The organism is bacterium SCSIO 12827, from assembly GCA_024397995.1.
In the GTDB taxonomy this organism is placed as follows: Bacteria; Pseudomonadota; Alphaproteobacteria; order Rhodospirillales; family Casp-alpha2; genus UBA1479.
In genome coordinates this window covers 2770810-2793777 of the sequence record CP073746.1, presented here as the reverse complement: position 1 = coordinate 2793777, position 22968 = coordinate 2770810, and the positions used below count along the sequence as shown (strand labels likewise).

The window sequence follows — 22968 nt, the reverse complement described above, 5'->3', positions numbered from 1 at the left end:
CTGAAGGGGTAGTGGGAGGAATCCGCCGCGTGTCCGATAAAGTTGCACTGATTACCGGCGTGACCGGCCAGGACGGTGCCCTCCTGGCTGAACTGCTGCTCGGCAAGGGATACACCGTTCACGGGGTCAAACGACGCTCGTCGTCGTTCAATACCGACCGTGTCGACCATCTGTACCAGGATCCTCACGAGCGGGACGTCCGTTTCCACCTGCACTACGGTGACATGACGGACGCCACCAACCTGATCCGCCTGGTCCAGGAAACACAGCCCACGGAAATCTATAACCTGGCGGCGCAAAGCCATGTCCAGGTCAGCTTCGAAACCCCGGAATACACGGCGAATTCCGACGCGCTGGGCACGCTGCGGCTGCTTGAGGCCATGCGTATCCTGGGCCTGGAAAAAACGGCCAGGTTCTATCAGGCCTCGACCTCGGAGCTTTTCGGAAACGCCCCGGCGCCGCAGGACGAAAACACCCCGTTCGAGCCGCGCAGCCCCTATGCGGCGGCCAAGCTGTACGCCTATTGGATCACCCGAAATTACCGCGAGGCCTATGGCCTGCACGCCTCCAACGGCATCCTGTTCAACCACGAAGGCCCGACCCGGGGGGAAACCTTCGTGACCCGCAAGATCACCCGCGCCGTCGCCGCCATCGCTCAGGGGTTTCAGGACAAGCTGTTCCTTGGCAACCTGGACGCTAAACGTGACTGGGGCCACGCCCGCGATTATGTCGAGGGCATGTGGCGGATCGTCCAGCAGGCGACGCCGGATGATTTTGTCCTGGCTACGGGTGAGACCCACAGCGTGCGCGAATTCGTCGAACTGGCCTTCGCCGAAACGGGCGTCGCCATCCGCTGGCAGGGCAAGGGCGTTGAGGAACAAGGCATCGACGATGCCACGGGCCGGGTTCTGGTCGAGATTGACCCCCGTTATTTCCGGCCGACGGAGGTCGAACTGCTGCTCGGCGATCCGGCCAAGGCGGAAAAGGTTCTCGGTTGGAAGCACACGACCCCGTTCAAGACCCTGGTCACGGAAATGGTCGCGGCCGACATGGCGGCGGTCGCCGAGACCGGTGCGGTGCGGGCCGGCGGCGGTGACTGACACCCCGTTCAGCCTGTCCGGCAAGCGTGTCTGGGTGGCGGGCCACCGGGGCATGGTCGGGTCGGCCCTGCTCCGGCGGCTGGCGGCGGAAGATTGTGAGGTCGTGACGGTCGGCCGCGCCACCGCCGACCTGACCCGTCAGGCCGAGGTCGAAGCCTGGATGGAAGAGGTCAGGCCCGATGCCGTATTCCTGGCGGCGGCCAAGGTCGGCGGTATCCTCGCCAACGCGACCTACGCCGCGGACTTCATCTACGACAATCTGATGATCGAGGCGAATATCATCCATGGCGCATACCGCGCAGGGGTGAAAAAGTTGATGTTCCTGGGCTCCAGCTGCATCTATCCCAAGCTGGCCGACCAGCCGATGCGTGAGGATGCGCTTCTGACCGGGCCGCTGGAGCCGACAAACCAATGGTATGCCGTCGCCAAGATCGCGGGGATCAAGCTGTGTCAGGCCTACCGGGAACAGCACGGCTGTGATTTCATTTCCGCCATGCCGACCAATCTGTACGGTCCCGGCGACAATTTCGACCTGGTGACCAGCCATGTCGCGGCGGCCCTGATGGTCAAGATTCACCGCGCCAAGGTAACGGGGGCGGAAAGCGTCGAAATCTGGGGGACGGGTTCGCCCTTGCGCGAATTCCTGCATGTCGACGACCTGGCCGACGCCTTGGTGTTCCTGATGCAACGCTATTCCGGTGCCGACCACGTCAATGTCGGCAGTGGCACGGAAATCTCGATCAAGGACCTGGCCCATCTGCTTGCCCGCGTCATCGGCTACGAAGGCGGCTTCCATTTCGATGCCTCCAAGCCCGACGGCACGCCCCGCAAGTTGATGGACTCGTCCCGCCTGGTGGCCATGGGCTGGTCCGCTGTCCGGCCGCCCGAAGCCGGTTTCGCGGATGCCTATGCTTGGTATGCCGCGAACGTCGCGGGGGCGGAGCATGACTGAGGCGGGCAGGCTCTATCCGGTCATTCTTTCCGGTGGGTCGGGCTCGCGCCTATGGCCCCTGTCCCGGGCATCCTATCCCAAACAGTTGCTGCCGCTTATGGGCGAGGAAAGCCTGTTGCAGGAAACGGCGGGCCGGGTGTCCGACCGCGCGCGCTATGCCCCCGTCCTTGTGATCGCCAATGACGAACACCGCTTCGTCGTTGCCGAACAACTGCGCGACCAGGGCTTGTCGGATGCGCGGATCGTGCTGGAACCCGTGGGCCGCAACACGGCCCCGGCCGCGGCCGTCGCGGCCCTGCTGATCGGCGAAGACGACCCGGATGGGGTGATGCTGCTGCTGCCGTCGGACCATGTAATCGGTGACAGGACAGCGTTCCAGAAGGCCGTCGATCAGGCAGAGGCATTGGCACGGGATGGCATGCTGGTGACCTTCGGCGTGCAGCCGAACCATCCGTCAACGGAATACGGCTACATCAAGCGGGGTGGGGATTTGGGCAAAGGTGGCGCCTGCTTCCGTGTCGATCGCTTCGTCGAAAAACCAGATGCCGCGACGGCGGCGGGTTATGTCGACAGCGGCGAATACGCCTGGAACAGCGGCATGTTCGTGTTTCCCGTGCGCCAGTTCCTAGCCGAGCTGGAGGCCTTCAATCCGACCATGCTGGCGGCCTGCCGCAAGGCAGTCGCCGGGCGCGGCGCGGACTTGGATTTCATCCGGCTGGACGCCACAGCCTTCGCGGAAAGCCCGTCGGATTCCATCGACTACGCGGTCATGGAAAAGACCGACAGCGCTGCCGTGGTGACCGCCGATTTCCGCTGGAACGACGTGGGGGCGTGGAACGCGCTTTGGGATCTGGCGGACAAGGACGGAGCCGGTAACGCGCTGATCGGCGACGTCGTCGCCGAGGACGTGGCGGGGTGTTATCTGCGCAATGAGGACGGCGGCGTGGTCGCCGCGGTCGGCCTGCGCGATCTATGTGTCGTGGCCACGGGCGACGCCGTGTTCGTCGCACCCCGCGCCCGCGCGTCCGAGGTCAAAGCCCTGGTCGAACGCCTGGCCGCCGAGGGGCGGGGCGAAATCACATCTCATCCCCGGGTCCACCGCCCTTGGGGTGCCTTCACGGATATCGAGCGCGGCGAGCGGTTCAAGGTCAAGCGTCTGGTGGTCAAGCCGGGCGGGCGTCTGTCCCTGCAGCGCCACAGGCACCGCACGGAACACTGGGTGGTGGTCGAAGGCACGGCCACGGTCGTCAACGGAGACGACGAATTTACCCTGCAGCGGGACCAGTCGACCTATATCGATGCCGGTGCCGTCCATCGGCTGGAAAACCGTACGGACCGTCCCCTGCATCTGATTGAGGTGCAGGTCGGCGATTATCTTGAAGAAGACGACATCGAGCGCCTGCAAGACGATTACAAGCGCGACTAGGAAGGCCTGTTAGACCTTCCATCGTTTGGGCCGAAGGCTGCGCGGTACCGCGCGCTTCAGGCGCTTGCGCAGCTTGCGGAGTTCGGAATCGCGGAATTCAGATTCCGGCTGCAAGGTCAGGGCCTGCGGAGCATTCTTCACTGGGCGTTCGGCCAGCCGGGCCATAAGCGCGAAGATGTTGTGTTCGTCCATCAGGCGACTGCGGTCCGCGTCGCGGATCGCCTGGGTCTTTTCGTACAGCCCTTCGTCGATCGCGGCGGCGATGGTTTCGACCGTGTTCTCAGGGTCATAGACGTTGATGCGGCGGAAGCCTTCGGGATTGAAATAATCCTCGGCATTGGGGCATCCCCAATAGAAGGGGAAGGTGTCGCCCAGGTACGCGTCCGCCAGCTTTTCCGTGAAGTAATTGGGGAAACGGCTGTTTTCCAGCGCGACGTGATACTTGAAGGGGGCGACGGCGCTCCATTTCTCCGTGAACGGGATGGCGTCCCGGCCCATCACGGCGACCTGATCGCCGAACTTTTTCTTCAGGGCCTCGACCAGGGCGATGCGCGCACGATGGCCGTTGGTCGTGTTGCGGAACGACGCGATCACGGAAATCAGACCGGTCTTTTCCGGCCGCGCCGCGCGGTGATCCTCCAGCGTCATGATCGCCTTGTTGGGGGCGTCAACGTATTGGCCGATGCCGGCCAGCCAGGGCTGCGCCGTTTGGCTGTCGATCAGATTCGGGTGCGGTGTGTTGGTGTCCGGGGATACGACGTTGCCAAACTGGGCCAGGAAGGGCAGGGGATAATCCTTCAACTCCGGCGGTTCACCGACCAGCATGAAGGTGCCGTCCGGCGGGCAGGTGGCCTGAACCGGCCCGGCCATGGTGTCGTAGATGAAGACGCGGTCATAGTTGCCGGGCGGGCCGTTGACGATGAATTGGCAGTTGCCCCACACGCCCGATCCATCAGGTGTTTGGCGCAGAATCCAGTCGCCCAGGAACTTGCTGTGCAACAGGATTTGCAGGGGGGCCGTTTCCGTAGCGCTCACGCCGCCGAATTCCTTCGTCTTTCCGTCGTCGCCCGTACTGTTTGACGAAGGGACACGTATGGATCAAAACCGCCGTCTGGGCAACCTGCGGCATAGGTCGTATAAACAGGCGGGCGATAAAACGAGGGGCCGAATGCCGATCATCAACAAACTCCATGAGCTGTACGAGGGTCTCGGCTTTTCGGTCTCGTCCGGCCTCAGCCCGAGCCACCTGGACGGCTGCATCGAAGCGCCCTTCACCTGGCTTTTGAAGGACGGGGAAAGCTTCACCAACGGCCTCGGCATTTCCATGAAGGAAGTCTACTTCCTGGAATGTCTGTTCGACGGCTGGCGGCCCAAGACCGGCTTCCTGATCGGCAATTCCTTCGGCTGGAGTGCGCTTGCCGTGGGCCTGTTGAATCCGACGGCGCGGATCGTCGCCATCGACGCCGGTTTCGACGCCAATTCCCTGACCGGGTTGGAGATGACCAACACGCTCGCCCGTCAGGAAGGTCTCAACCTGACCGCCGTGCAGGCGGTCTCGCCGGACGGTGTCGCCGGCGTCATGGCCGATCAGTTCGACGACCCCATCGAGTTCTGCTTCATCGACGGCCTGCACACCAACGAACAGGTGGTGAAGGACTTCAAGGCCGTGCAGCCTTACCTGGCCAAGGATGCCCTGGTGTTGTTCCACGATGTGGTGATGTGGAACATGAACGCGGGCATGGCCGAGATCGCCCGCATCGCCGGTGCGGCGCCCGAACTTCTTTACGGCACCTGTTCCGGTATGGCCGCGCTTTATTTCGGTGACGACCCCGCCGTCCGGCGGACGCTTGCCACCTTCCACGGCAACGCCCGCGCGCGGGAAATCATGCAGGCCATGCCCCATCAGCGCCGGTTCCGGCATTTCTATCGTTGGAAACGCAGCTTCAACAAACGGTTCGGCCGGGACAAGGCACGGTCGGCCTGACGGCCGGGAAGGGGATTGGGGTGGCCTTCGATACGTTGCGTAAGCTGTTCAAGGAAATCGGCCGTTACCGCGTGACCCGCGACAAGTGGCGGGGCCGCCTGCGCCTGCGTCATTTGCTGAGCGATCCGCGCGACGGGTTTACACGGCGTCTGGCGGCGGACTGGCGGGGCGGTTACGTGCCCTACGGCGCCGACGGCCTGTGGCTTTACATCCCGGCGGACCTGGATCGTCAGGGACAGCGTTTGGTGATCGACGGCGGCGTGCCGGACCCGGTGGTGGCGCTGGTGGTGCGGCCCGGCGACGTGGCGGTCGACATCGGCGGCAATTTGGGCGAATGGATGGCGCCGCTTGCGGCTGCCGTCGGCACGGGAGGGCGGGTCTACACTTTCGAGCCGGTGCCGGTGCTGGCCGATGCCCTTGAAAAGACGGCCCGTCTTAACGGCCACGGGGAGACGGTCGAGGTCGTGCGGTCCGCCGTGGCGGATGTAACCGGCGAGGCGCCCTTCAACGTGACGATGGCGGCCGGCGGCGACGGCGCCCTGTCCGGCCTGGCGTCGGGCGGCGGCGCTACGGTGCCGACGATCACCCTGGACGACTTCATGGCGGAACGCGGTCTGGGCCGGCTCGGCCTGATCAAGATCGACGTCGAAGGGGCGGAGCGCCGGGTGTTGGAAGGGGCGCGGCGCACGTTGGAAACCTGCAAACCCCGTCTCGTGTTCGAAAGCGGCCATGAAAGCGCCGAGGACCGGGCGGCGATCGCCGACCTGCTCGACGGCGTCGGATACGACCTCGTCGGCCTGCTGCTGGACGGCGTCATCGCCGACTGCACCTGGGCGGAATTCCGTGATTCGTCCGGCCCCTTCGCCGACGGCCAGACGCGCAACCTGTTTGCTCTGCCGCGCGGCTGACCACGTCCTGGAACACCATTAAAGTAAACATTAGGTTTTCCCCATGTTCCACAGGGGTGTGGATCGTATCGCCGTTGTCCGTTTCCGGGGTGGGGCGTATTCTGCACATGGGTTCAGGGACAAGGGTGGTCCGCAAGGAACATCCCCAGGCCTAGGACCCGGTCAGTTTTCCCAGGGACCCCTTCGGGGGAATGAAGGATCTCTGATCAGGAACGGCCCCACCGGGCAACCGGTGGGGCCGTTTCGCATAGCAGTGATCCTGATCGAATAACTCGCTTTAATTGTGTGTTTTTTCGCACTTCTATAATTTTTCCTCATGTGATGCGTAACGATCACCGGAGGAGAAAATCAATGCCCCGTTTCATTATCGGGTTTTTCGCTTTTGCCGCCCTTGCTTTGGCATCTGCCCCGCAGGCCCAGGCGGCCGGCAACAACATCAAATCGGCCATCACGGCGCAGATCAATTCGGCCAATGCGAGCAACCCCGACATGACCGATTCCATGGTTGAACTGACCTACCTTGTGGTTCATCCCGTGCGTGTCCAGGTCACGCATGTTGAGACACCCCGCAACATCAAGCTGTTGAAGATCGAGGATGCGACCGACTACACAAAATCCTGCCCGCCTCAAATGGCGCCCGGCAGCAAGTGCAGGCAGAGCATCAAAATCTATCTTGACGCCAATAAGGCCTGCCGCTTGAACGGCACCTACAAAGTCAACGCGGTGGTGCATTGTTTGCCTGGCGGGGGGGCGTGTCAGAAGGGGCCGCATCCGACCGAATTGAAACTGCAGTCGGAAAACTTCTGCAGCACGAAAACCATTACCGTACCGAAGTAGGCGCTGCGACCTGACAGGGGCGGCCGCGCCGCCTATGGCGCACCTGCCAACGTGGAAAAATGTTAAGCTCCCTGCCAAACAGGCAGGGAGCATCCGGCAATGAAACTGACATTCATGGGCGCCACGGGCACGGTGACCGGGTCCAAATACCTGGTCGAGGCGGGCGGCAAGAAGATTCTCGTTGATTGCGGCCTGTTCCAAGGCCTGAAAGACCTGCGCCTGCGCAACTGGGCGCCGCTGCCGGTCGATCCCACGGAAATCGACGCGGTGATCCTGACCCATGCTCATCTCGACCATAGTGGCTACATTCCCCTGCTCGTGCGCAACGGTTTCAAGGGACCGATCTATTGTTCCGAGGCGACGCAGGACCTTTGCGCCATCCTGTTGCCGGACAGCGGCTACCTTCAGGAAGCGGATGCCGAGCGGGCCAACCGGCATAACTATTCCAAACACAAACCGGCCCTGCCGCTTTATACCCAAGCTGATGCCCATCGCTCGCTGGATCAGTTCAAGGCCATTCCCTTTGGTGTCGCGCAGACGCTTGGCGACGGCCTGACGGTCAGCCTGTCGCGGTCCGGGCATATCTTGGGGTCGGCCTTCGTGCGGATTGATGACGGCGGCACGTCCTTGGTGTTCTCGGGCGATTTGGGCCGGGCCGACGATCCGGTCATGGTGCCGCCCGCGGAAATCCACGATGCGGACTATCTGGTGGTGGAATCCACCTACGGGGACCGCCTGCACCGGGACAGCGACGCCCAGGCGAAACTGGGCGCCATCATCCGCGAGACGGCCGGGCGCGGGGGGACGATTCTCATTCCTGCTTTTGCCGTCGGGCGCACGCAGACTGTGCTGTACCACATACATCAGCTGAAGCAGGCGCGGGCCATCCCGGACATCCCGGTGTTCCTTGACAGCCCCATGGCCATCAACGCGACGCGCCTTCTCAACCACCACCGCGCCGACCATCGCTTGTCGGGGACGCTCTGCGCCGAGGTCTGCCACATCGCCCATTACGTCAACACGGCCGATGAATCGCGGTCCCTGGACGAAGGGCTGGCCGTGCCGCAGATCATTATCTCCGCCAGCGGTATGGCGACGGGCGGGCGGATCCTGCACCATCTGAAGCATTTCATCGGCGATGCCCGCAACACGGTCCTGTTCACCGGGTTCCAGGCGGCGGGGACCCGGGGGGCGCGGCTGGTCCATGGCGAGGACGAGATCAAAATCCACGGCCGTTTGTGGCCCGTGCGTGCCGAGGTCGACATTCTGCACAACATGTCGGCCCATGCGGACTACAGCGAAATCCTCGGCTGGCTCGGCCATTTCCGAAAACCGCCCCGGCGCACCTTCATTACCCATGGGGAGCCCGAGGCGGCGTCCTCACTGCGCATGAAGATCGAAGACCATCTGCATTGGGAAGCGACAGTGCCGGACTACCTCGATCAGGTCGAGCTCTAAGCCCCTGCGCTATTTCGCGAATACCTTCTGCAGCAATTCGGTCGTGCGCTTGGCGGGGTTTTCGCGGATCGCCGCTTCCTCGCGCCCCAGATACAGAAACACGCCGTCGATCGCCTTGGTCAGGACGTGATCGGTCAAATCGGCCTTCACGTCGGGCACGAAGGGCATGGATTTGTACTGGCCCATCATCTTGTCATAGGCGGCGATGGCGCCGACTTCCGACAACTGCGTGTCGACGATTGGTTTCATGTCGGCGGCAAGCGGTGCGGACATCTTGGATCGGAAATACTGGGTCGCCGAATCCTTAGGCCCGTTCAGGATGCCCTTGGCGTCATCGACCGTCATTTCGGAAATGGCATCGACGAACAGGGACTGGGCCTTGGGCACGGCGGCCTCCGCAGCCCGGTTCAGCCTGAGTTCCACATCGTCGGCCAGCGACGACATGCCGATCTTGGACAGTGCCGATTGCACCTTCTGCAAGGTGCCGGGCAGCGGAATATGAACATCAGGTGATTTGTTGAATCCATCGGCCGTGCCGAGCGTGCCGACCACCCGTTCCGAACCGACCCGGAGCGCTTCCTTGAGCCCGGCCGCGATGTCGGTGACGCTGAGGGCATCGGTCGAGGGCGCGGAAGACCCGCCGAGCCCCTTGAGCAGATCTTTGCCTTTATCGAAGAAGCTTTGGGCGCCGGCGGGCGGACTGAATGCCGCGATCCCGGTCAGCAGGGCACAGAGGGCGGCAAGCTGTTTCATGGTCATGGCGGTCTCCTCGGGCGGTCTTCGATGTTGCATGGTAGCGCGGATATGGAGCGGGCGGGAGGAATTCAGGCGGTCATTCAAGGTCGCAAAGCCGGAAACATTTTGCGTGACATAGTGTCACGATTTTTGCTCATATGAAGGCCCGTACCCAGCACATAAGGACAACCCGTGGCAGACAAACCGGAAACCAATTCGGCGATCCAAAAGGCGCTGTCCATCCTTGAAATGGTGACCCAGGAGATCCGCCCGCTTGGGATTGTCGATATTTCACGTGACCTTGGTCTGCCGCGCCAGACCGTGCATCGGGTAATCCGTCAGTTGGAAGAACTCAGCCTTTTGCGCAAGGATCCGGGGACGGATCGCTATACCACGGGTGCGCGGCTGCGCGCCCTCGCGCTTAACACCATTTCATCCTCCCATTCGACCCGCGCCAGCCACGCGATCCTTCAAGGCCTGGTTGACGTGGTCAAGGAGACCTGCAACGTCGGCATGCTGGACGGGCACGAAATCATCTATATCGACCGCGTGGAATGCGATTGGCCGCTGCGCGTGCAGTTGAAGGCCGGCAGCCACGTTCCGGCCCATTGCACGGCCATCGGCAAGCTGTTGTTGGCCTATCAACCCAAGGATGCCCGCGACCGCATCCTGCGCACGGCACCGCTGCGCAAGTTCACAAAATACACGATCACCGACCCGGATCAGCTGGAAGCCAGCCTCGATCAAATCGCCGCCCAGGGGTATTCCATCAACAATCAGGAAGACGCCATCGGTTTGGTCGCCCTGGCGGTGCCCGTGCGCGACCCCCAGGGCGAGGTCATTGCCGGCCTTGCCGTGCACGCGCCGGAACCCCGTTTTCCCATCGCCAAGGCCATCGAACATATCGACACATTCCGCGAAGCGGCCGGGCGCATCGGCTTGTCGTTGTTCGAGGGAGATAAAAAATCGTGACAATAGGTCACGTTTTTGTTGACACTTATGTCCCCCCCAAGGAATCCTGACAGCACTGGTCATCCAAGGACGGATGTCGAAAATCGGCCGAGCCGGCAAAAAGACATCTAAAAAAATGCACCGGCAGCGGTCGTTCACCCAACGCCTCACAGGGAGAGCGAGAATGCTGCAGAAATTCCTTAAGACCATGGCCGTCAGTGGCGGGCTATTCGCCGCCGCGGCCATCACGGGGCCCTTCAGTGGTCCTGCCAACGCCACCGACACCATCAATTTCGGCACCCAGCCCGCGACCATGCCGATCTATATCGCCAAGGCGATGGGGCTGCTGACGGAAATCGAGAAGAAGCACGACGTCAAGATCGAGTTCAAGGTGTTCTCCTACGGAGCGCCGGAAAACCAGGCGCTTGCCGCCGGCGAGCTTCAGATCGCGTCGGCCGGCATGGGCCCGGCCATCGTCGCCTCCGCGCGGTTGCCTGCGAAGCTGCTGGCCATTTCGATCCTCGAGCAGACCGCCTTGATGGTGCCGATCGACTCGCCCATCACGTCCGTGAAGGAATTGAAGGGCAAGCGCATCGCCTTTCCGGGCAAGGGATCGCAGCAGTATCCGCTGCTAGTCAAGGCGCTGGCCGATGCCGGTTTGAAGGTCGGCGACGTGGAACTGTTCAAGACCAAGGGCTCGGACGTGCCGACCCTGCTGGCGAACAAAAGCGTCGACGCCGGGATCACCTGGGATCCGCACGTTTCCAACGCGCTGGCGGCAGGCCACTCCAAGGTTCTGATCAAGGCTGAGAAGATTTTGCCGATCAAGGCCGGTCATTACATCGGCAACGGCGTCTATGCCCGCGAGGATTTCATCGCCGCCCGGCCCGAATTGGTTCAGGACCTGATCACCTCCATCGTCAAGGCCATCGACTTCATCCTCAAGAACGAGGATGAGGCGATTAAGATGTGGACCGAACAGATCAAGTTCCCGGAAAAGGTCATCCGCTACGCGCTGAAGGAAGGCATCTCCGTCTATAACCTGGACGTGGCGCCCGAGGCCTCGACCATCGACGCCTATACCAAGTTCCTCAAGGACGCGGAAATCCTCAAACCGGATGACAATCCGAAGTTCGATCCCAGCTTCGCCAAGAAGGCACTGGAAATGATCAAGCAATAACGCAGCCAGGCGTTCGGCGGCGGGTGCCTTTGGCGCCTGCCGCCGATGCCGTTGCGCCTTCTGTCTCCGCTTTTTCAAGGATGTCCCGTGAAAACATCGGTCAAGACCGCTGCGTCCGTTCTGCCCTACCTATGGGCGGCCATCTTCATCGTCTTCGTATGGCAGATGGTGGTCGTCTTCACCCAGGCGCATGTTGCGCTGCTGCCGCCACCGTTGCTGGCAGCCAAGACTTTTGCTGAATTGGTGGTCAACGGTCAGTTGTTCGTTCATGCTGGCGCCAGCCTGGGTCGCGTGGTGTCGGCCTGGTTGTTATCGGCTGCGATCGCCATCCCACTGGGCCTTGCCATGGGGCGCTGGCGGCGCTTCGAACATCTGGTCGATCCGGTGATCGAACTGTTCCGCCCGATTTCGCCCCTGGCCTGGATTCCCTTGGCCATCCTGTGGTTCGGCATCGGTGAGACCGGCAAGATTTTCATCATCTTCATCGCCACCTTCTTCCCCATCCTGTTGAACACCGTTTCGGGGGTGAAGGGGGTTGATCCGGTATTGATCCGCGCGGGCCAGGTGCTCGGCTGCGACAATGACCGGGCCCTGTTCCGAAAGGTCATCCTGCCTGCCGCGATGCCGACCATCGTCGTCGGCCTGCGCATTTCCTTCGGCACCGGCTGGGCCGCGATCATCGCCGCCGAACTGGTCGCCGCCCAGGTCGGCTTGGGCTACCTGATCGCCGACGGGATGGAGGTTCTACGTTCCGACCTGGTCCTGGTCGGTATGGCCGCGATCGGCATCCTGGGGGTGCTGATCGACGCCGTGTTCCGCACCGTCAACGACCGTTTCTCCTGGGGGGCGTAAGATGGCCGATCACACAAGTCAGAGCCGCGGCACCAAGGGGATTTCCATCTCCGAGTTGGCGGTCACCTTTCAGTCCGAAGACTCCGAGCCGGTCGAGGCCCTACGCCCGACCAGCGTGGAGTTCGAACCGGGCGAGTTCATCGCCCTTGTCGGCCCGTCCGGCTGCGGCAAGTCGACGCTGTTGAACGTGCTGGCCGGCTTCATCAAGCCGTCTTCCGGGCAGGCCCTGGTCGGCGGTGAGACGATCACCAAGCCCGACATCGACCACGGCATGGTGTTCCAGGACTACGCCCTGTTTCCCTGGCTCAACGTCATCGACAACGTCGCCTTCGGGCTGGAACGTCAGGGCATGGGCTTGGCCGAACGCCATGCCAAGGCGCGCGATTATCTGGATATGGTCGGCCTCAAGGATTTCGCGGACAAGCGCGTGACCGAGCTGTCCGGCGGCATGAAACAACGTGTCGCCATCGCCCGCGTATTCGCCACGGACCCGTCGATCATCCTGATGGACGAGCCCTTCGGCGCACTTGATGCCCTGACCCGAAGATTCCTGCAGCACCAGTTGCTGGGAATCTGGCAGCGCAATCGTAAGACCGTCGTCTTCGTCACTCATTCGGTGCAGGAAGCGGTCTATCTGGCGTCGCGGGTTATCGTCATGACGGCCCGTCCGGGGCGGGTGAAACTGGACCAGAAGATCGACCTGCCCCATCCGCGCGATTTCTCGGGCGAGGAATTCCGCCGCCTGGAAAAGCTGATCTACGACCAGCTCGACGAGGAACTGGCCAAGTCCTTCAAACTTGAAGGTGGGGGAGGGACCTTTCATGACTGAGGCCACGCCCCATCCGGCCAACGACACGATGGGGATTACTGCCGACGCCGCCGAACGGTTCCTCGCCCGCGCCGCGGAAATCGAGCCCACCCTGCGCGCGTTCCGCAGCATCGACGCAGACCGTTTGCGCGCCGATGCGGCGGCCCTCGACGCCCTGCCGGAAATGCGGCGTGGGCCGCTTCATGGCATGCTGTTGGCGGTCAAGGAAGTGTTTGACGTCGGCGGGTACGTTTGCGGCTGGGGTACGCCGATTCACGACGGCCGCCGTCCGACGACGGATGCCCGCGCCGTGGCGCGCCTGCGTGCGGCGGGGGCGTTGGTGGCGGGCATCACCGTGTCCTCGGAATACGCCCTTTCCCGGACGGGCCCGACGACCAATCCGTTCGATCCGGCGCGCACTCCGGGGGCCTCATCCCAGGGATCGGCCGCCGCCGTGGGGGCCGGCTTGGTGCCGGCCGCGTTGGGGTCACAGACCATCGGCTCGATCATCCGCCCGGCGTCCTATTGCGGATGCATCGGGTTCAAGCCGACCTGGGGGGTGATCGACCTCGGCGGGTCCATGCCGCTGTCCGGGATGCTTGACCACGTCGGTTTTCTGGCCGCTGATCCAAACGTGGCGGCGGCGCTGATGGATGTGCTGATGCCGGCAGTGGCGGGAGAGCCCGCAGGCCTGCCGGTTACGGCGACCGTGCTGCGGCCGTGGTATCCCGAAGGTGCGGCTCCGGCGGTTACGGCCGCGCTTGATGGGGCGGCCGATCACCTGCGCGCCAAAGACATTGAGGTCGATGACGGGGTGTTGCCCGATGGTGTCGCCGCTCAGGAGGCGGGGTTGATCGACGTCCTACTGGCCTATGACATGGCAAAGCATCACGGCGGCGATTTCGACACCCAGGGTGAGATGATGAGCGACCGGGTGCGGGATTACATTACCCGGGGGCGCATGATGACGGCGGCGGATTACGCGGCGGCCCTGACCGGGCGTGATAAGATCGCCGCGGTATTGGATGACTGGATCGGCGACGGCGTGGTCCTGATGCCGGCGACGGTCGATGTCGCTCCCTTGCTGGGTGAGGGCACCGGCCCGCGCGAACCGCAGCGCTTGTGGACCCTGGGGGGGCAGCCGGCAATGACCGTGCCCGTGACACGGTCCAATGGCCTGCCGATCGGCGTGCAGGTGATCGCGCGGCGCGGCGCCGACCGCCGGGTGCTGGCCGTGGCCGCTCTGCTGTTCAACAACGTCTAGGCATCAGCGCCTGACGATGAAGGTGTAATCGGGCAGGGGGGCGTCGTTGGTGACGGTTGCGCGGGGTGAAAGCTCCGTCTGGCAGAAATTCAGGAACTCCCCACCGTCGACATAGAACAGGCCCTGATACTGTTCGACCGCGTCGGCGCGCAGCAGGTTGAAGGCAAGGGTCTTGTTGGTCTTGGCCCAAAGCTCGCGCAGGCTCTCCTTCACATAGTCGCCCCATTCCGCAGCGTCGGCGTTGATGTGCATATTGTAGGTGCCGCAGGCGAAGACGTAATCGGCGGGCTCCGTCACGGTGATCTGTTGCAGGAAGCGGGCGCGGGGGTCGCGGATGCGGGCCCGGGCGGCCTCGACCATTTTTTTCGACATGTCATAGCCGACGTACCGCCCGCCCCTGAGGGCTGGCGTATCCTTGAGAAAATCGAACAAAGCGCAATAACCGCAGCCGAAGTCGGCGATGGTGTTTCCGCCCGCCCGCGCGTCGGCATCGTCGATGACCTGATAGAGCGTTTCAAACCGGACGAGCTGATGGTCTTCGCTTTTCCAGAACACGGCGCGGGCATCGGGGCCCAGTTCGGCCAGCCGGCGTTCATAGCTGCGCGCCACGGGCTTCAGCAGGCGGGCTGCTTTTTTGAAAAAGAACAAGGTCATGGGCCGAGAGATTAGGCCCGGCGACACGGTGGAACCAGTTTCTTTACGGTTCTGTCTGAAGGATGGCCCAATCGGGTTTGTGCGGCGTGATCTTGGCCCCGGCGGCCTCGAACGGGCCGGCGTCCAGATGTTCCAGGCGAATCAAGGCCAGCCCGCGACCGCCCGACCCGTCGGCGGCGGTGGATCGCAGTTCGCCCACTTCCTTGCCGTCCAGGGTGACCGGCGTGCCTGGCTCGGGCAGGGTGCCCTCGATCTCCACGGGCAGCAGGCGTTTCTTGATCAGGCCGCGGTACTTGGTGCGGGCGGTCAATTCCTGGCCCATGTAGCAGCCTTTTTTCCAATCGACGCCGTTCAGCTCGTCAAACCCGCTTTCCAGCAGGATCGACTTGTCGACCACCATGTCGCGGCTGCCGTCGGGCACGCCCAGGCTCAGGCGGAGGATGTCGTAGACTGCGCGGTCCCCGGCACGGAGGCCAAGCCCGCTCAGCGCCGCTTCCGCGCCGTCGGCGGGCAGGATGGCCCGCGCGCCCAGGGCCGTCAGGCGCGGGTCGACGAACAGCACGCCGCCGTCCTTGGCCTGCGCCGTACCGGCGTCGGAACCCAGGATGTCTGCGCCCGCTCCGCCGGGAAGGGCGGCGACGCGCCATTGCGCGCTTTGGTCCTCAATCGTGACCTTGGCGCGCAATTTATAGAGCTTAAGGCGCTTGGCCAGATCGTCCAGGCGCGCACGCTCACCGTCCAGCAACAAGGTGCCGCCGGCGGCTTCGACGATGAAGAAATCGTGCAGGTACTTGCCCTGGGGCGTCAGTAGCGCCGCATGTATGGCATGCGTGGGGGTGACCTTGTTGATATCGTTGGAAATCAGCCCCTGAAGGAAGGTCCGCGCGTCGTCGCCGGTGATGGCGAGCACGCCGCGGTCCTCAAGGACGACATAGGTCTGTTCAGTCATGTTCTGATCCCGAAAATGGATGGGTGCCGGAGCCCTGAATATGGGAGCCCCCAGCGGCCTAGGCAACAGGGGATGGTGGCCCTATAAGACGGGGGATGTATAAAATCGGCTGCAACCAGGGGATGGGCGGAAACCTGCCCATGAAATCGCCCGGCTGAAACAGCCCGAGAAACGATAGGTTATGGCAAAAAGCATCCTGTTCGTCACGGCGACGCGGATCGGTGACGCGGTCCTGTCCATGGGGATTCTGGGCCGCCTGGTCCGGGATAACCCGGGGGCACGTGTGACCGTCGCCTGCGGGCGGGCCGCGGCCCCCCTGTTCGATGCCGTGCCCGGCCTGGAGCGGGTCATTATCCTGGATAAAAAGCCCTATTCTCTGCATTGGCTGGGGTTGTGGGCGGAATGCGTCGGTCGGTGGTGGTCGATCCTGGTCGACCTGCGCAACGCGCCCCTGACCTACCTGATCCCGGCCGCCCGGAAATTCCGCATGGGGCGCAAGGGGGCGGGCCACCGGCTTGAACGTTATGCCCAGATCATGGGCATCACCGACGAGGTGCCGGCGCCGAAAATCTGGATCACGGACGCCCATCGTGCCACGGCGGACCGCCTGATGCCCAAGGGCCAGCCCGTGCTGGCCATCGGCCCCACGGCCAACTGGCAGGGCAAGACCTGGCCCCAGGATCGCTTTGCGGATCTGGTGGCGCGGCTGACCGGTGACCAGGGCATTCTGCCGGGGGCGGCCGTTGCCGTGTTCGGTCACGAGACGGAGCGGGACTCCGTGCAAGGGTTCCTGGACAGCATCCCCGAGGACCGGCGCATCGACCTGGTCGGGCGGATTTCCCTTCTCGAAGCCTATGCCTGCCTGGAACGGGCGTCGCTTTATGTCGGTAACGATTCCGGGCTGATGCATCTGGCGGCGGCGGCGGGCGTGCCGACCCTGGGGCTGTTCGGTCCCACGCAGGATCAGTTGTACGGCCCCTGGGGGGGGCATTGCCGCGTCGTGCGCGGGACGGCCTTCCTGGATATCTTTCCCGAAGATTACGACTGGGAAAATTCGCCGTCCCTGATGAACACATTGTCCGTCGATGCCGTCGCGGACGCGGCCAGCGACCTGTGGATCGACTGCAAGGAGGCGGCATCGTGACCGGCCCCCGACTGTCCATTGTCGTCTGCGCCCATAACGAGGCCGCGCATCTGGCGGATTGCCTGGCGACCCTTGGCTTCGGAGATGAGCTGGTCGTGCTGGCCGACAAATGCACGGACGCGACCGCGAAAATCGCCCGCCGCTTCACGGACCGCGTGATCGAAGGGGCCTGGGATCCGGAAGGAACCCGCCGCAACGCCGCCATCGACGCCTGCACCGGCGACTGGATCCTGGAAGTCGACGCCGATGAACGGGTGCCGGACGCCCTGGCACAGGAAATCCGCGCCGTCATCGCCACAACGTCCCACGACTGGCATGAAATCCTGGTCGACAATTACATCGGCGACCGTCTGGTGCGCTGGGGCTGGGGGGCGAGCTTCGGCAAGGCCGCTTATCCGGGCCTGTTCAGGAAGGGCGTCAAGCGCTGGGGCCCGCAGCGGGTCCATCCCGCCCTGACCTGGACCGGTACCAAGGGGCCCATGCTGACCAACCGTCTCGATCATTACGTGGACCGCAATGTGTCCGATATGCTGAAGCGCCTCGACAGCTACACCACGGCGCGGGCGGCGGATCTGCGGGACACGGGCCAGATCGGCGGTTTCGCCAACAACCTGCGCCGTTTTTTCACCCGTTTCTTTAAATGCTACGTGCGGCGCAAGGGATACCGCGAAGGCGGCTACGGATTCCTGATCGCGCTGTGTGCCGGGCTCTATCCGCTGATTTCACACCTCAAGGCGCGGCTTGAGGACGACAGCGGCAATCCGAAAAGCGGGGAGGTCTGAATGGCGCGTATCGTCCTGGCCGACGACGGCATTGAATTCGACGGCCGCACGCCCGAGGAACGCCCCTTGGGCGGTGCGGAAAGCTCCCTCGTGTTCCTGATGGAAACGTTGGCGGCGCGCGGGCACGAGGTTTCTGTCCATAACAACTGTCAGGCCTCCCTGGTGCACAAGGGTGTGACCTGGGCCCCTTTGAAGGCGGGAATGCCCGACAAGGCGGACCTGTTCATCGCCAATCGGGGGGACAAGGTCCTGCCGCTGATGCCGCGGGCGGGGCGCACCGTGTTCTGGACCCATAATCCGGCGACCTACATGGTCAAATGGCGGTATCTTTCCAAGTTGTGGAAATACGCCGACGCCATCGTGTTCATCGGCGACTATCACGCGACGACCTATCCCGGTTGGTGCCCGGTCAAAAACCGCGTGGTCATCCCCTACGGTTTGCCTGACGATTTCTGCAATGCTCAGCCGGCCCCGGCCCCGCCGGGACCCCGCGCGGTGTTTTCCTCCAACCCGCTGCGCGGGCTTGATTGGCTACTCGACCGCTGGGCCGGGGACATTCAGCCTCACGTGCCGGGGGCGGAATTGGTGCTGTTCACGGGTGCTGCCGTATACGGCAGCGCGGGCGATCGCAAGGCAGACCCCATGGCGAAAGTTCTCGACAAGGCCAAATCGTTGGAAGAAAAAGGGGTCCGATTGCCGGGCCCGGTGCCCAAGCAACGCCTCATTGACGAATTCCGACAGGCCAGATGCATGCTTTATCGTGGTGACATCAACGAGACCTTTTGCATGGCCGTGGGCGAGGCCCAGGCCATGGGCATGCCCGCCGTAGTGACCGACCTGGGCTCCATGCGCGAACGGGTGATCGACGGTGAAACGGGCTTCGTCGCCGGCGACGACCAGGCCTTCGCCGATGCCGCCGTGAAATTGCTGAGCGACGACGCCCTGTGGTCGGCGCAACAGGCCGCAGCGCTTGAAAAGCAACGATCCTGGCGTTGGCCCGAGGCTGCCGAAGCCTGGGAAAGGTTGCTGCCGTGAAGGTGATGCAGGCCATGGCGGGGGCGGAATTCGGCGGTGCCGAAGCGTTCTTCGTGCGCCTTGTCCGCGCCCTGAACCGCGCCGGGCTGGAGCAGCGCGTGCTGATCCGCGAGAACAAGGCCCGCGCGAATGCCCTGCGCGACGCCGGGATCGAACCCTTGGAACTGCCGTTCGGCGGCATGCTCGACCGCCGTACGCCGCGCGCCTTCAAACACGAGATCAAGACGTTCCAGCCGCAGATCGTCATGACCTGGATGAACCGGGCCAGCAAGATGTGCCCCAAGGGCGATTTCGTCCAGGTCGGCCGATTGGGCGGCTATTACGACCTGAAGTATTACCGCACCTGTGATCACCTGATCGGCAACACGGAAGACATCGTCAGTCATATCGTCGGTCAGGGGTGGGACAAAAGCCGGGCCCATTATCTGCCCAATTTCGTGTCCGAGGATCAGGCCGAGCCGCTTAGTCGCCGGTCCCTCTACACGCCTGAAAATGCCGTCCTGATCCTGGCCCTCGGCCGGCTGCACGAAAACAAGGGCTTCGACGTGCTGCTGCGCGCCATGGCGCGGGTGCCCAACACCTATCTGTGGCTGGCCGGTGACGGACCCTTGCGTGAAAGCCTGGAAAAGCAGGCGGAAGACCTGGGCATCAAGCCCCGGGTCCGTTTCCTCGGCTGGCGCGAAGACACGGCGGAACTGTTCGCCGCCTGTGATCTGTTCGTCTGCCCGTCGCGCCATGAGCCGCTGGGCAATGTGGTGCTGGAGGCCTGGGCCCAGGGGGTTCCGGTGATTGCCGCCGACAGCATGGGCCCGGGCACCCTGATCGATCATATGGATTCCGGCATTCTGGTGCCGGTCGATGATTCAGACGCCCTGGCCCGCGCCGTGCGTGCGGTGATCGACGATTACGAATTGGCGGACCATATCGCCCGGCGCGGCCGCGAGGTTTATGAACAGAGATTCACGGAAGGCCAAGTCGTGCAGCGTTATCTGGACTTTTTTCAATCGATTGTTACCAATCGGGAAAACTGACGTAAGATCATCCCATGTGCGGTATCGCAGGCATCATGACACGAGACGGCTCCGCCCCGCCGGCGGGGGTTCTCGACGCGCTGGCCGTTGCCCTGGCCCATCGCGGGCCCGACGGCCACGGCCGTCATGTCGACGGCGACGTGGGCTTGATCCAGACGCGGTTGGCGATCATCGACCTGGAAACGGGCGACCAACCGATCGCCGCCAAGGGGCCTGACGGCAACGAGGCGGTCCTGGTCGCCAACGGCGAAATCTATAATTACGTCGAGGTCAAATTGGACCTGGGCCGGGTGCCGTTCAAGACGCGGTCCGACTGCGAGGTGCCGCTGCAGCTTTACCTGCGCGAGGAACTGGGTTTCACCGACCATCTGCGCGGCATGTACGCCATCGCCATTCACGACCGTGCGCGCGGCCGCCTGGTGCTGACCCGCGACCCGTTCGGGATCAAGCCGTTGTACTTCACCCAGTCGGGATCGGCCTTTGCCTTCGCGTCGGAACCGCAGGCGCTGATCCGCGCCGGACTGGCGACGGCGCGCCTCAATCCCATGGCACGGGACGAGATGCTGCAGATGCAGTTCTCTTCCGGCCGGGAAACGCCTTTCGCCGGGATTGAGCGGGTGTTGCCGGGGGAAACCCTGATCGTCGAGAAGGGCCGGGTGATCGGGCGCAACCGGATGTCGGCCCTGCCTGAAGGCCCGCCCAAGGGCCTGGGCCGGTCGGATGCCTTGATGCGGCTTGATGATCTGCTGGATGACGCGGTCGGGGTGCATCAGCGCTCGGACGTGCCCTACGGTATGTTCTTTTCCGGGGGCATCGATTCCACGGTCCTGTTGGCGATGATGTCGCGCCTGAACGAACGGCCGGTCACGGCCTTCACCGCCGGATTCTCGGGCACCCAGGTCCATGATGAACGCGCCCTGGCCCGCGAGATCGCGGCCCATATGGGCGCCGACCATCACGAGGTCGAATTCGGGGCCGCGGATTTCTGGGGCCTATTGCCGGAGATCGCCGCCGCCGTCGATGACCCGGCGGCCGATTATGCCGTGCTGCCCAGCTACAAACTGGCCCAGACGGCCCGCGCGGCCGGGATCAAGGTGATTCTGTCCGGTGAGGGCGGGGACGAGGTGTTCGCCGGCTACGGCCGCTATCGCCGGGCCACGCGCTGGCGCCTGCTGGGCGGCCGCCCCATGCGCGAACGGGGGGCGCTGGAAGGCCTGGGCGTCCTGCGCGAGGAAACCCGCGCCTGGCGAGGCGGTATCGAGATGGCGGGGGAAGAGGCCCAGGGTAAAGGCTGGACGCCTCTGCAGCGGGTCCAGGCCGTGGATATGGCCGACTGGTTGCCCAACGACCTTCTGACCAAGCTTGATCGCTGCCTGATGGCCCATGGGGTCGAGGGCCGGGTGCCGTTTTTGGACACCAAGCTGGCGGCTTTCGGCTTCGGCCTGCCGGACGGGCTGAAGGTGCGGCGTGGGCGTGGCAAATGGCTGCTTCGCAAATGGTTGGAAAAGGTCGTGCCGATGGCCCGGCCGTTCGCCGCCAAGCGTGGATTCACCGTGCCCGTGGGCGAATGGATCGTGGCCGAGGGCCAGCGCCTGGGTCCGCTTGTCGCGGCCCAGGCGGGGGTCGCCGAAATCTGCCGTCCGGACGCGGTCGCCAGCCTGTTCCGAAATGCCGGAAAACGCGAAATGCAAGCCGCCTGGACGCTTCTGTTTTATGCCGTCTGGCACCAACACCACATCCTGGGCGGCGTGCCCAAGGGCGGCGTCCTCGAAGTCTTGGGAGAGGCCGTCTAATCCGTGACTAACCAACAGACCCTGACCATCCGCCGGCCCGACGACTGGCACGTGCATTTCCGTGACGGTGCCATGATGGCCGCCGTCGTGCCTTTCACGGCGCGCCAGATGGCGCGCGCCATCGTCATGCCCAATCTGATGCCGCCGGTGACCACGGCGGCCCTGGCGGCGGCATACCGGGACCGCATTTTGGCCGCCGTGCCGGACGGCGTCGATTTCACGCCCCTGATGACGGCTTACCTGACCGATAAGACGGACCCGGATGACCTGGCCGCCGGGTTCCGCGATGGCGTGCTGACGGCGGTGAAGTACTATCCTGCCGGGGCCACGACCAATTCGGATTCCGGCGTCACCGCCATCGACAAAGTCACGCCGGTGTTGGAACGCATGGCCGATATCGGCATGCCGCTTCTGGTGCATGGCGAGGTTACGGACGCCGACGTCGACGTGTTCGACCGTGAGGCCGTGTTCATCGAACGGACCCTGGCCCCCCTGGCGGCGCGCCTGCCGAGCCTGAAGGTCGTGTTGGAACATATCACCACGGCCGACGCCGTGGCCTTCGTCGAAGGGGCGGGGCCCAATGTTGGGGCCACGGTGACGGCCCACCATCTGGTCATCAACCGCACGGATATCTTCCGGGGCGGCATCCGACCGCACCTTTATTGCCTGCCCATTGCAAAACGTGAGGTCCACCGCCAGGCCCTAGTCAAGGCCGCGACCTCGGGCAATGCCAAGTTCTTCTTAGGGACCGACACGGCCCCCCACGCGGCCCATGCCAAGGAAACGGCCTGCGGCTGCGCCGGGATATTCTCGGCCCCGGCGGCGATCGAGGTCTATGCTGAGGTGTTCGACAAGGCGGGTGCGCTCGACCAGCTGGAAGCCTTCGCTTCGCTCAATGGCCCCGCGTATTACGGCCTGCCCGTGAACGACGCGACGATCACCCTGGAACGCAAGTCCTGGGACCAGCCCGAGGCCGTGGACCTGCCGGACGGCGGCCGCCTGGTTTCCTTCCGGGGCGGGGAAACCCTCGCCTGGCGGTTGACCGGCTGATCGCGCTCCCCCGTTGACCCGAGGCGGGCGGTTCTCTACACCCATTAACAACCCATCCACACCGAACCACCGACC

The 22968-nt window shown here is 63.8% G+C and carries 22 protein-coding genes; 18 read left to right on the top strand and 4 right to left on the bottom strand.

Annotation, left to right across the window (positions count from 1 at the left end):
* Positions 1-20: 20 nt before the first annotated feature.
* From gmd to KFF05_13160, 3 genes are read left to right on the top strand one after another with little or no spacing between them, the layout of a single operon-like run.
* Entirely contained in the window at positions 21-1100 is a 1080-nt protein-coding gene (gene gmd / locus KFF05_13170) for a GDP-mannose 4,6-dehydratase (protein UTW53711.1), read from the top strand.
* Positions 1093-2052, top strand: a complete 960-nt coding sequence (locus tag KFF05_13165; protein UTW50879.1) for a GDP-L-fucose synthase — start codon at positions 1093-1095, stop codon at positions 2050-2052. Before gmd ends, KFF05_13165 begins: the two co-directional genes overlap by 8 nt.
* A complete protein-coding gene (locus KFF05_13160) occupies positions 2045-3478 on the top strand; it encodes a mannose-1-phosphate guanylyltransferase/mannose-6-phosphate isomerase (protein ID UTW50878.1) in 1434 nt (477 codons plus the stop codon). The genes KFF05_13165 and KFF05_13160 overlap by 8 nt, the downstream gene beginning before the upstream one ends.
* 9 nt (positions 3479-3487) lie before the next feature.
* On the opposite strand, the gene KFF05_13155 is transcribed toward KFF05_13160, so the two are convergent.
* Positions 3488-4513: a hypothetical protein gene (locus KFF05_13155; GenBank protein ID UTW50877.1), complete on the bottom strand. Its 1026-nt coding sequence runs from the start codon at positions 4511-4513 to the stop codon at positions 3488-3490.
* Positions 4514-4646: 133 nt separating this feature from the next.
* Here KFF05_13155 and KFF05_13150 point away from each other — a divergent pair, with 133 nt between their 5' ends.
* The 4 genes from KFF05_13150 to KFF05_13135 all read left to right on the top strand — a co-directional run bounded on the left by KFF05_13150 (position 4647) and on the right by KFF05_13135 (position 8665).
* Positions 4647-5462 (top strand): class I SAM-dependent methyltransferase, encoded by an 816-nt coding sequence (locus KFF05_13150; protein UTW50876.1) that lies wholly within the window; start codon positions 4647-4649, stop codon positions 5460-5462.
* 20 nt (positions 5463-5482) lie between these two features.
* Complete coding sequence (locus KFF05_13145; protein UTW50875.1) at positions 5483-6370, top strand: FkbM family methyltransferase; 888 nt, start codon at positions 5483-5485, stop codon at positions 6368-6370.
* Positions 6371-6721: 351 nt separating this feature from the next.
* Entirely contained in the window at positions 6722-7207 is a 486-nt protein-coding gene (locus KFF05_13140) for a hypothetical protein (protein ID UTW50874.1), read from the top strand.
* 99 nt (positions 7208-7306) lie between these two features.
* Positions 7307-8665 carry an MBL fold metallo-hydrolase gene (locus tag KFF05_13135; protein ID UTW50873.1) on the top strand — a complete coding sequence of 453 codons (1359 nt, stop codon included), beginning with the start codon at positions 7307-7309 and terminating at the stop codon, positions 8663-8665.
* Between the two features lie 9 nt (positions 8666-8674).
* Here KFF05_13135 and KFF05_13130 read toward each other — a convergent pair whose 3' ends face one another.
* Positions 8675-9424 (bottom strand): DUF4197 domain-containing protein, encoded by a 750-nt coding sequence (locus KFF05_13130; GenBank protein ID UTW50872.1) that lies wholly within the window; start codon positions 9422-9424, stop codon positions 8675-8677.
* A gap of 168 nt (positions 9425-9592) precedes the next feature.
* Here KFF05_13130 and KFF05_13125 point away from each other — a divergent pair, with 168 nt between their 5' ends.
* The 5 genes from KFF05_13125 (at position 9593) to KFF05_13105 (ending at position 14455) form a co-directional block, all read left to right on the top strand.
* Positions 9593-10372 (top strand): IclR family transcriptional regulator, encoded by a 780-nt coding sequence (locus KFF05_13125; protein UTW50871.1) that lies wholly within the window; start codon positions 9593-9595, stop codon positions 10370-10372.
* A gap of 187 nt (positions 10373-10559) precedes the next feature.
* Positions 10560-11531 carry an aliphatic sulfonate ABC transporter substrate-binding protein gene (locus tag KFF05_13120; GenBank protein UTW53710.1) on the top strand — a complete coding sequence of 324 codons (972 nt, stop codon included), beginning with the start codon at positions 10560-10562 and terminating at the stop codon, positions 11529-11531.
* Positions 11532-11576: 45 nt separating this feature from the next.
* Positions 11577-12383 carry an ABC transporter permease gene (locus KFF05_13115; GenBank protein ID UTW50870.1) on the top strand — a complete coding sequence of 269 codons (807 nt, stop codon included), beginning with the start codon at positions 11577-11579 and terminating at the stop codon, positions 12381-12383.
* 1 nt (position 12384) lies between these two features.
* Positions 12385-13212, top strand: a complete 828-nt coding sequence (locus KFF05_13110) for an ABC transporter ATP-binding protein (GenBank protein UTW50869.1) — start codon at positions 12385-12387, stop codon at positions 13210-13212.
* Entirely contained in the window at positions 13205-14455 is a 1251-nt protein-coding gene (locus KFF05_13105) for an amidase (protein UTW50868.1), read from the top strand. Before KFF05_13110 ends, KFF05_13105 begins: the two co-directional genes overlap by 8 nt.
* Positions 14456-14458: 3 nt before the next feature.
* On the opposite strand, the gene KFF05_13100 is transcribed toward KFF05_13105, so the two are convergent.
* Both KFF05_13100 and KFF05_13095 read right to left on the bottom strand, forming a co-directional pair.
* Positions 14459-15109, bottom strand: a complete 651-nt coding sequence (locus KFF05_13100) for a class I SAM-dependent methyltransferase (GenBank protein UTW50867.1) — start codon at positions 15107-15109, stop codon at positions 14459-14461.
* A gap of 43 nt (positions 15110-15152) precedes the next feature.
* The gene (locus tag KFF05_13095) at positions 15153-16058 is read right to left on the bottom strand and encodes a folate-binding protein YgfZ (GenBank protein UTW50866.1); all 906 of its coding nucleotides are present in this window, start codon (positions 16056-16058) and stop codon (positions 15153-15155) included.
* 181 nt (positions 16059-16239) lie between these two features.
* Between KFF05_13095 and KFF05_13090 the strand changes: the two genes are divergently transcribed.
* From KFF05_13090 to pyrC, 6 genes are read left to right on the top strand one after another with little or no spacing between them, the layout of a single operon-like run.
* Positions 16240-17202 carry a glycosyltransferase family 9 protein gene (locus KFF05_13090; GenBank protein ID UTW50865.1) on the top strand — a complete coding sequence of 321 codons (963 nt, stop codon included), beginning with the start codon at positions 16240-16242 and terminating at the stop codon, positions 17200-17202.
* Positions 17199-17984, top strand: coding sequence for a glycosyltransferase family 2 protein (locus KFF05_13085; protein ID UTW50864.1), 786 nt, complete (start codon positions 17199-17201; stop codon positions 17982-17984). The genes KFF05_13090 and KFF05_13085 overlap by 4 nt, the downstream gene beginning before the upstream one ends.
* Complete coding sequence (locus KFF05_13080; protein UTW50863.1) at positions 17985-19019, top strand: glycosyltransferase family 4 protein; 1035 nt, start codon at positions 17985-17987, stop codon at positions 19017-19019.
* A 5-nt stretch (positions 19020-19024) separates the two neighbouring features.
* Positions 19025-20050 (top strand): glycosyltransferase, encoded by a 1026-nt coding sequence (locus tag KFF05_13075; GenBank protein ID UTW53709.1) that lies wholly within the window; start codon positions 19025-19027, stop codon positions 20048-20050.
* 14 nt (positions 20051-20064) lie between these two features.
* Positions 20065-21843: an asparagine synthase (glutamine-hydrolyzing) gene (gene asnB, locus KFF05_13070; protein ID UTW50862.1), complete on the top strand. Its 1779-nt coding sequence runs from the start codon at positions 20065-20067 to the stop codon at positions 21841-21843.
* Between the two features lie 3 nt (positions 21844-21846).
* Positions 21847-22893 (top strand): dihydroorotase, encoded by a 1047-nt coding sequence (gene pyrC / locus KFF05_13065; protein ID UTW50861.1) that lies wholly within the window; start codon positions 21847-21849, stop codon positions 22891-22893.
* Positions 22894-22968: the final 75 nt, after the last annotated feature.

Coding starts and splice junctions, on each gene's coding strand:
- KFF05_13150 (UTW50876.1), top strand. CDS start 4,647: ATGCCGATCATCAACAAACTCCATGAGCTGTACGAGGGTCTCGGCTTT.
- KFF05_13135 (UTW50873.1), top strand. CDS start 7,307: ATGAAACTGACATTCATGGGCGCCACGGGCACGGTGACCGGGTCCAAA.
- KFF05_13120 (UTW53710.1), top strand. CDS start 10,560: ATGGCCGTCAGTGGCGGGCTATTCGCCGCCGCGGCCATCACGGGGCCC.
- KFF05_13095 (UTW50866.1), bottom strand. CDS start 16,058: ATGACTGAACAGACCTATGTCGTCCTTGAGGACCGCGGCGTGCTCGCC.
- KFF05_13090 (UTW50865.1), top strand. CDS start 16,240: ATGGCAAAAAGCATCCTGTTCGTCACGGCGACGCGGATCGGTGACGCG.
- KFF05_13100 (UTW50867.1), bottom strand. CDS start 15,109: ATGACCTTGTTCTTTTTCAAAAAAGCAGCCCGCCTGCTGAAGCCCGTG.
- KFF05_13115 (UTW50870.1), top strand. CDS start 11,577: ATGCCGTTGCGCCTTCTGTCTCCGCTTTTTCAAGGATGTCCCGTGAAA.
- KFF05_13130 (UTW50872.1), bottom strand. CDS start 9,424: ATGACCATGAAACAGCTTGCCGCCCTCTGTGCCCTGCTGACCGGGATC.
- KFF05_13105 (UTW50868.1), top strand. CDS start 13,205: ATGACTGAGGCCACGCCCCATCCGGCCAACGACACGATGGGGATTACT.
- KFF05_13075 (UTW53709.1), top strand. CDS start 19,025: ATGCAGGCCATGGCGGGGGCGGAATTCGGCGGTGCCGAAGCGTTCTTC.
- KFF05_13140 (UTW50874.1), top strand. CDS start 6,722: ATGCCCCGTTTCATTATCGGGTTTTTCGCTTTTGCCGCCCTTGCTTTG.
- KFF05_13080 (UTW50863.1), top strand. CDS start 17,985: ATGGCGCGTATCGTCCTGGCCGACGACGGCATTGAATTCGACGGCCGC.
- KFF05_13160 (UTW50878.1), top strand. CDS start 2,045: ATGACTGAGGCGGGCAGGCTCTATCCGGTCATTCTTTCCGGTGGGTCG.
- asnB (UTW50862.1), top strand. CDS start 20,065: ATGTGCGGTATCGCAGGCATCATGACACGAGACGGCTCCGCCCCGCCG.
- KFF05_13110 (UTW50869.1), top strand. CDS start 12,385: ATGGCCGATCACACAAGTCAGAGCCGCGGCACCAAGGGGATTTCCATC.